Below are 3,321 nucleotides of genomic sequence, written 5' to 3'. Positions count from 1 at the left end.
AGGCGTCGCGCCGCTCGCCGCGCGAGCGGCCGATGCCGAGCACCTGGCCGGCGAAGTTGGAACGGACCTTGTAGGCGAGGCCGGAGGCAACATTGTCGAGGACGCTGAGCCCTTTGAACAGAGCGAGGTTCTGGAAGGTCCTGGCGACGCCCAAATGCGCCAGCCGCTGCGTCGGCACCTGGGTATAGCCGACGCCGGCGAGCCGGACCTGGCCACGATCTGGGCGGTAGACGCCGCTAATGACGTTGATCAGCGAGCTCTTGCCGGCGCCGTTCGGGCCGATGATGGCGCGGATTTCACCTGATCGAACCGATAGGTCGATATCGGCCAGCGCGACGACACCGCCGAACGACAGGGCGATGCCCTGAAGCGACAGCAGCGGAGCAGTTGCATTGGCAGTAGATCCGGCCGCCCCAGCGTCGCCTTCGGACAACTGTGCAGGCTGGAGCACGGAGGGCAGGCCGCGCGCAAAGACTTCCGGCGCGTAGACCGAGGCTTCCATCGCTCCTAAGGCATAGCTGGGCAACGGCATTCCAATCGTCCTCGATTTCGCCCGCAGGCGCACGAATTCTCGATGCCGCCCGAAAGATCGAGCGCGCTTGAAAACCTGTGCTGGCCGGGCTGCCCGGCCAGCTTTTGGGGGAGATGACTATTCCGCTGCCAGCGACGCTGCCTGCTCGGCGTTTTCCAGCTCGCGAACGAGCGGAATGACGTGCTTGCCGAAATACTCGACCTCCTCCTGGAAGTGCAGGAAGCCGAGCAGGATGAGATCGGCGCCGGCGCGCTTCAGGTCGACGATGCGCTCGGCGACCTGCCTCGGCGTGCCGATCAGGTTCGACCGAAAACCGTCATTGTACTGGACCAGATCGTCGAAGGAGGATTTTGCCCAGTTGCCCTCGCCTTCCGGCGAGGCCTTGCCGGCATTCTTGACCTCGTGGCCGAAGGCGTTGACAGCCTCGGGGTTAGCCTTGGCGATAATTTCGGCGAGCACCGCCTTGGCCTCGTCCTCGGTCTCGCGGACGATGGCGAAGGCGTTGACGCCGACCTTGACGGAATGATTGCTGGCCTGTGCCTTGGTCTTGAGATCATCGACCTGCTTGGCGATTTCGGCCGGCGAGTTGCCGTTGGTGAAGTACCAGTCCGAAACACGCGATGCCATGTCGCGGGCGGCGCGCGAGGAACCGCCCTGGAAGATTTCGGGCAGGGGCTGCGGCGGCTTCGGCTTCAGGGAGTATTCGTTGAAGCGGTAGAAATCACCCCGGAAGGTGAAGCTGTCCTGCGTCCATATTCCGCGCAGCGCGCGGATGAATTCCTCCGAGCGGCGATAGCGCTCGTCATGGTCGAGCCAGTGTTCGCCGATGGCGTGGAATTCGCCACGGAACCAGCCGGAGACGAGGTTGATGGCGACACGGCCATTGGTCAGATAGCTGATGGTGGCAAGCTGCTTGGCCGCCAGCGCCGGGTTCCAGGGGCCAGGCAGGATCGCGGCGATGACTTTCAGCGTGGTGGTGGCCGCCAGCAGATCATGGCTGAACGCGACCGATTCATGCTGCTCGTCGGCACCGTAGCCGGCGGTGAAACGGATCTGGCTCAGCGCGTAGTCGAAGCCCGCCTTTTCGGCGATCTGGGCCAGCTTGCGGTTGTACTCGGCCGAATGGTTGGTGCGCTGCTCGATGTTGGAAATCACCAGGCCGCCCGAAACATTGGGCACCCAATAGGCGAATTTGACCGCGTCGGTTCCTGCATGTGCCATGAACTGTCTCCCATTCCAGGCCGTGTCGTTGATCGGTCCGGCGCGTAGCCGGGTTTCTTCAATATTTATTATGTTTATGGAATTTATATACAAAGAAGGATTTTCCGTTTTTGGAGCCCTTGCGGGACGGAAATACCAATTTTCGCCGGCCGGGCCGGCTTGCGCTTGTCAGCGCGCGACCGCAACGCTCCCGGCATTGGCGCCAACCGGCTCGGCTGAGGGGAGCGTGTCGAACAACCCAGTGATTTCGGCCGCGACCCTTTGTGCATGACGAGCGACCTCCGGCAGGCCCATGAGTTCGCCAAACGTGCCCCGCGCCAACGGACCGGCGACGAAAAGCCCGGCAACCGGCTTGGCATCGCTGCCGATCGCAAGGCTATCGAGGCTGGTCTCGATACCGAGCCCGTATGTGTCGGCCCTGATCAGCCCGGCCTCAGTCAGCGAAAGCAGCGCCGGGTTTGACTGGAGCGCCTGGCCATGAGCCGGCCCTGTCGTGTTGATGACGGCATCGAAGCGTGCCGTCTCGATCCGCGTCTGTCCGCGCCGTTGGAAGCTGACCGCGAGGCTCTCGCCCTCGTCGTTCGACGCGACAAGCCTGGCGGCGATGGTGTCGAACGCGCCGTCCGTCTGGCGGCGGTCGAGCACGGCAGCGACCTGGGGGGCGATCCTGAAGCGATGCACGTCCCAGAACACGCGCAGCTGGCGGACCAGCCTTGCACGCTCCGGCGGAGAAAGGGCCGCCCACAGCGCCGGCCCCTGCAGGCGCAGCTGGTCGAAGACCGACTGCCAGTTGACCCTGGCGGCCTGCGCCGCCGCCAGTGTGCCGCGAATGTTCTTCAGCAGGCCGAGCGCCGATGTGGCCGGTGCCGACGCAAAGTCGCCGAAAGGCTCATGTCTGATATCCGGGTGGCCGCGCGAGCGCAGGCCGCGGCGCGACAGTGCCAGGATGCGGCCGCGATGGCCGCGGCGATCAAGTTCGGCCACCATGTCGGCCGAGGTCAGCCCGGAGCCGACGATCAGGACCCACGCCTCCGGGCCGATCCCGGCAAGTGCCGACGGTGCATAGGGATCGGCGATGAAGCCAGGTGCTTCAGCCAAGGAGGCAAGTGGAGTTGGGATCGCCGGCAGAGGATGCGTCGCGGCAAGCACGACGATGTCCGCCGCGACAGGTCCGGCGGAGGTCTGCACGGTCCAGGCCGCGCCATTGGCTTCTCGTATTACCTGCGTAGCCTGAGCTTCGACATGGCGGATAGCACCGGAGTCGAGCCAAGGTGCAAGGTGCTCGGCGACATAGCGGCCGAACACACGCCGGCGCGGAAACACATCGCCGTTCTTCCACAAGGCATCCGGGTCCCGTTCGATTTCGCCACTGCCGGCCAACCAGCGCGCAAAATGCTGCGGGTCTTCAGGAGCCATGCTCATGCGGATGGCCGGGACGTTGACGCGGTGGGATGGTTCTTCGCTGGAATAGGCAAGGCCGCCGCCAAGCGCGGAACGCGGCTCGATCACCGAGATCGACAGGCGCTCCGGCCGATTTGTCCGCGCAAGGTGCCAGGCCACGGCGGCAC

At 64.7% G+C, this 3,321-nt stretch carries 3 protein-coding genes; all 3 read right to left on the bottom strand.

Going from position 1 to position 3,321, the window contains the following annotated elements; genetic code table 11:
- On the bottom strand, window positions 1–532 hold a 532-nt coding region (locus EOA36_RS31450; protein WP_145969410.1), incomplete at its 3' end, for an ATP-binding cassette domain-containing protein.
- 117 nt (window positions 533–649) lie between these two features.
- Entirely contained in the window at window positions 650–1,753 is a 1,104-nt protein-coding gene (gene sfnG, locus EOA36_RS31445; protein ID WP_127280761.1) for a dimethylsulfone monooxygenase SfnG, read from the bottom strand.
- A gap of 168 nt (window positions 1,754–1,921) precedes the next feature.
- Window positions 1,922–3,321: FAD/NAD(P)-binding protein (locus EOA36_RS31440; protein WP_127280760.1), on the bottom strand; the 1,400-nt coding region annotated here is incomplete at its 5' end.

The sequence above is a fragment of the Mesorhizobium sp. M8A.F.Ca.ET.021.01.1.1 genome (genome assembly GCF_003998025.1).
Lineage (GTDB): Bacteria > Pseudomonadota > Alphaproteobacteria > Rhizobiales > Rhizobiaceae > Mesorhizobium.
This window is presented reverse-complemented; position numbering and strand designations above follow the sequence as displayed.